3 rRNA genes are annotated in these 5420 nt (G+C 54.2%); all 3 read right to left on the bottom strand.

The window, feature by feature from the left end:
• Window positions 1-56 precede the first annotated feature (56 nt).
• The 3 genes from rrf to ACQ3HE_RS19410 all read right to left on the bottom strand — a co-directional run bounded on the left by rrf (window position 57) and on the right by ACQ3HE_RS19410 (window position 5396).
• Window positions 57-173, bottom strand: a 5S ribosomal RNA gene (gene rrf, locus ACQ3HE_RS19420).
• A 136-nt stretch (window positions 174-309) separates the two neighbouring features.
• A 23S ribosomal RNA gene (locus ACQ3HE_RS19415) occupies window positions 310-3427 on the bottom strand.
• 448 nt (window positions 3428-3875) lie between these two features.
• Window positions 3876-5396, bottom strand: a 16S ribosomal RNA gene (locus ACQ3HE_RS19410).
• The 16S, 23S and 5S rRNA genes sit together here, the layout of an rRNA operon.
• Window positions 5397-5420 lie beyond the last annotated feature (24 nt).

Below are 5420 nucleotides of genomic sequence, written 5' to 3'. Positions count from 1 at the left end.
GCGTGTTAACGCAAAATGGCCACCCAAGAACCTTGGGTGGCCATTTCAACGAAGAAGTCCGGCGGTGTCCTACTCTCCCACAGGGTCCCCCCTGCAGTACCATCGGCGCAAAGAGTCTTAGCTTCCGGGTTCGGAATGTGACCGGGCGTTTCCCTCTCGCTATGGCCGCCGAAACACTATTGATGTATCAAAGTGAACAAGCAAACCAACACGCTGTGCGAACACAGTGGTGTTGTTTGCGGGTTCTCGACCGTACATCGAGAACCACTCAGTGGACGCGTAGCATCTTCGTATTCAAACAAAGAAAGTGTTATCAAATTATCGGCTTATTAGTACCGGTCAGCTCCGAGAGTCTTTCGTCCTCTCTTCCACATCCGGCCTATCAACCCAGTAGTCTGGCTGGGAGCCTCTCGCCCGAAGGCATGGAAATCTCATCTTAAGGCCGGCTTCCCGCTTAGATGCTTTCAGCGGTTATCCATCCCGAACGTAGCTAATCAGCGGTGCTCCTGGCGGAACAACTGACACACCAGAGGTTCGTCCAACCCGGTCCTCTCGTACTAGGGTCAGATCCTTTCAAATTTCCTGCGCGCGCAGCGGATAGGGACCGAACTGTCTCACGACGTTCTAAACCCAGCTCGCGTACCGCTTTAATGGGCGAACAGCCCAACCCTTGGGACCTACTCCAGCCCCAGGATGCGACGAGCCGACATCGAGGTGCCAAACCATGCCGTCGATATGGACTCTTGGGCAAGATCAGCCTGTTATCCCCGAGGTACCTTTTATCCGTTGAGCGACAGCGCTTCCACAAGCCACTGCCGGATCACTAGTCCCGACTTTCGTCCCTGCTCGACTTGTCAGTCTCACAGTCAAGCTCCCTTGTGCACTTACACTCGACACCTGATTGCCAACCAGGTTGAGGGAACCTTTGGGCGCCTCCGTTACTTTTTGGGAGGCAACCGCCCCAGTTAAACTACCCACCAGGCACTGTCCCTGAACCGGATTACGGTTCGAAGTTAGATATCCAGAGTGACCAGAGTGGTATTTCAACAATGACTCCACCTGAACTAGCGTCCAAGCTTCAAAGTCTCCCACCTATCCTACACAAGCCACACCGAACACCAATACCAAGCTGTAGTAAAGGTCACGGGGTCTTTCCGTCCTGCTGCGCGTAACGAGCATCTTTACTCGTAATGCAATTTCGCCGAGTTCGCGGTTGAGACAGCTGGGAAGTCGTTACGCCATTCGTGCAGGTCGGAACTTACCCGACAAGGAATTTCGCTACCTTAGGATGGTTATAGTTACCACCGCCGTTTACTGGGGCTTAAATTCTCAGCTTCGCCTTGCGGCTAACCGTTCCTCTTAACCTTCCAGCACCGGGCAGGCGTCAGTCCGTATACATCGTCTTGCGACTTGGCACGGACCTGTGTTTTTAGTAAACAGTCGCTTCCCACTGGTCTCTGCGGCCTTCAAACGCTTTCGGAGCAAGTCCTAATACGCCTCAGGCCCCCCTTCTCCCGAAGTTACGGGGGCATTTTGCCGAGTTCCTTAACCACGATTCTCTCGATCTCCTTAGTATTCTCTACCTGACCACCTGAGTCGGTTTGGGGTACGGGCCACTAGAACCTCGCGTCGATGCTTTTCTTGGCAGCATAGGATCACCTACTATCCCTTACGGGTCCGTATCGTGTCTCAGCCTTCACGAGAGACGGATTTGCCTATCTCTCAGCCTACGCACTTACACCGGGACAACCATCGCCCGGCATAGGCTACCTTCCTGCGTCACACCTGTTAATACGCTAAACGCACCAGCATGGGGTCGAGCGTTAGACCGGACCCATCATCCCCGAAGGGAATCAGTCGTCCGGGTTAGGACTCTTAGCACCACTGGATTATCTTGGGCGGTTCTTCGCGGGTACGGGAATATCAACCCGTTGTCCATCGACTACGCCTGTCGGCCTCGCCTTAGGTCCCGACTTACCCAGGGAAGATTAGCTTGACCCTGGAACCCTTGGTCTTTCGGAGGACATGTTTCTCACATGTCTTTCGCTACTCATGCCTGCATTCTCACTCGTGTAGCGTCCACGGCTGGTTTACACCGCCGCTTCACTCGCCACACGACGCTCTCCTACCCATCAATACGGCTGGACCACGAAGGCCTACCAAAAATATCAATGCCACAACTTCGGTGGCGTGCTTGAGCCCCGTTACATTGTCGGCGCGGAATCACTTGACCAGTGAGCTATTACGCACTCTTTCAAGGGTGGCTGCTTCTAAGCCAACCTCCTGGTTGTCTGTGCAACTCCACATCCTTTCCCACTTAGCACGCGCTTTGGGACCTTAGTTGGTGGTCTGGGTTGTTTCCCTCTCGACGATGAAGCTTATCCCCCACCGTCTCACTGCTGCGCTCTCACTTACCGGCATTCGGAGTTTGGCTGACGTCAGTAAGCTTTTGGGCCCCATCGGCCATCCAGTAGCTCTACCTCCGGCAAGAAACACGCAACGCTGCACCTAAATGCATTTCGGAGAGAACCAGCTATCACGAAGTTTGATTGGCCTTTCACCCCTATCCACAGCTCATCCCCTCAGTTTTCAACCTAAGTGGGTTCGGTCCTCCACGACGTCTTACCGTCGCTTCAACCTGGCCATGGATAGATCACTTCGCTTCGGGTCTAGGACATGCGACTGAATCGCCCTATTCAGACTCGCTTTCGCTACGGCTACCCCACACGGGTTAACCTCGCCACATATCGCTAACTCGCAGGCTCATTCTTCAAAAGGCACGCTGTCACACCAACAAGGGTGCTCCAACGGTTTGTAAGCAAACGGTTTCAGGTACTATTTCACTCCCCTCCCGGGGTACTTTTCACCTTTCCCTCACGGTACTTGTCCGCTATCGGTCATCTGGGAGTATTTAGGCTTATCAGGTGGTCCTGACAGATTCACACGGGATTTCTCGGGCCCCGTGCTACTTGGGATACTCCTCGCACGATTGCAGCATTTCGACTACCGGGCTGGCACCGTCTCTGGCTGGGCTTTCAATCCCATTCGTCTATACCACGTTCTAATGCTCCCCGAATATCAGTTCGGAGTGAGAAGTCCCACAACCCCGGACATGCAACGCCTGATAGCTATCACACATGCCCGGTTTAGCCTCTTCCGATTTCGCTCGCCACTACTGACGGAATCACTGTTGTTTTCTCTTCCTGGGGGTACTGAGATGTTTCACTTCCCCCCGTTCCCTCTACCCGCCCTATATATTCAGGCGGGAGTCACCAGATCACCACAAGGGGCCTGGCGGGGTTTCCCCATTCGGAAATCCTCGGATCACAGCTCGTTTATCAGCTCCCCGAGGCTTATCGCAGATTACTACGTCCTTCTTCGGCTCCAGATGCCAAGGCATCCACCGTTTGCTCTTAGAAATTTGAAATCACATGAGTTTGAATCGATCGGCACCAGTTACCTGATGCAGATTGACCAATGATCAACATCACTTCCGAAGAAGCATGTTTTGATCTTTGTGATCCACAACCCCGAAGGGTCATGAATCTAAGATGCTCGCGTCCACTGTGTAGTTCTCAAAGTACGGGCGGTACCTCTCTCCTTGACCATTCATGTCAAGCAAAAGAGGCCCTGAGGTTCGTCCTCGCATCCGAAGATGCGGATCCGGTCCCTCAGGACCCAACAGCGTGCATATGCAAACCCTCCAGCCGGCCACCGTTCCAATCTCCCGAAGAAGACGTACTTGCTGGCAGACTCTCACGTCTGCATCAATGTCAATGTTCCACCCATGAGCGCCACCCGAGAACATTCGTCTCAGTGTGACTTGGCAACGTAAACCTCGCTGTATACAGACGAGCGTTGCACATGCTCCTTAGAAAGGAGGTGATCCAGCCGCACCTTCCGGTACGGCTACCTTGTTACGACTTAGTCCTAATTACCGATCCCACCTTAGACAGCTCCATCCTTGCGGTTAGGCCACTGGCTTCGGGTGTTACCGACTTTCATGACTTGACGGGCGGTGTGTACAAGGCCCGGGAACGTATTCACCGCAGCGTTGCTGATCTGCGATTACTAGCGACTCCGACTTCATGAGGTCGAGTTGCAGACCTCAATCCGAACTGGGACCAGCTTTTTGGGATTCGCTCCACCTTACGGTATTGCAGCCCTTTGTACTGGCCATTGTAGCATGCGTGAAGCCCAAGACATAAGGGGCATGATGATTTGACGTCGTCCCCACCTTCCTCCGAGTTGACCCCGGCAGTATCCCATGAGTTCCCACCATTACGTGCTGGCAACATAGAACGAGGGTTGCGCTCGTTGCGGGACTTAACCCAACATCTCACGACACGAGCTGACGACAACCATGCACCACCTGTTTACGAGTGTCCAAAGAGTTGACCATTTCTGGCCCGTTCTCGTATATGTCAAGCCTTGGTAAGGTTCTTCGCGTTGCATCGAATTAATCCGCATGCTCCGCCGCTTGTGCGGGCCCCCGTCAATTCCTTTGAGTTTTAGCCTTGCGGCCGTACTCCCCAGGCGGGGCGCTTAATGCGTTAGCTACGACACGGAAACCGTGGAATGGTCCCCACATCTAGCGCCCAACGTTTACGGGGTGGACTACCAGGGTATCTAAGCCTGTTTGCTCCCCACCCTTTCGCTCCTCAGCGTCAGTAGCGGCCCAGAGATCTGCCTTCGCCATCGGTGTTCCTCCTGATATCTGCGCATTCCACCGCTACACCAGGAATTCCAATCTCCCCTACCGCACTCTAGTCTGCCCGTACCCACTGCAGACCCGAGGTTGAGCCTCGGGATTTCACAGCAGACGCGACAAACCGCCTACGAGCTCTTTACGCCCAATAATTCCGGACAACGCTTGCACCCTACGTATTACCGCGGCTGCTGGCACGTAGTTAGCCGGTGCTTTTTCTGCAGGTACCGTCACTTTCGCTTCTTCCCTGCTAAAAGAGGTTTACAACCCGAAGGCCGTCGTCCCTCACGCGGCGTTGCTGCATCAGGCTTTCGCCCATTGTGCAATATTCCCCACTGCTGCCTCCCGTAGGAGTCTGGGCCGTGTCTCAGTCCCAGTGTGGCCGGTCACCCTCTCAGGCCGGCTACCCGTCGTCGCCTTGGTGAGCCATTACCTCACCAACAAGCTGATAGGCCGCGAGTCCATCCTTGACCAAAATTCTTTCCAGCAACTCACCATGCGGTGGAAGCTCGTATCCGGTATTAGACGTCGTTTCCAACGCTTATCCCAGAGTCAAGGGCAGGTTACTCACGTGTTACTCACCCGTTCGCCACTAATCCACCCAGCAAGCTGGGCTTCATCGTTCGACTTGCATGTGTTAAGCACGCCGCCAGCGTTCGTCCTGAGCCAGGATCAAACTCTCCGTAAATGTTGAATTGCACGACCACCGAAG

Origin of the sequence: Plantibacter auratus, assembly GCF_050587365.1 — a bacterium.
Classification (GTDB): Bacteria; Actinomycetota; Actinomycetes; order Actinomycetales; family Microbacteriaceae; genus Plantibacter; species Plantibacter auratus.
This window is presented reverse-complemented; position numbering and strand designations above follow the sequence as displayed.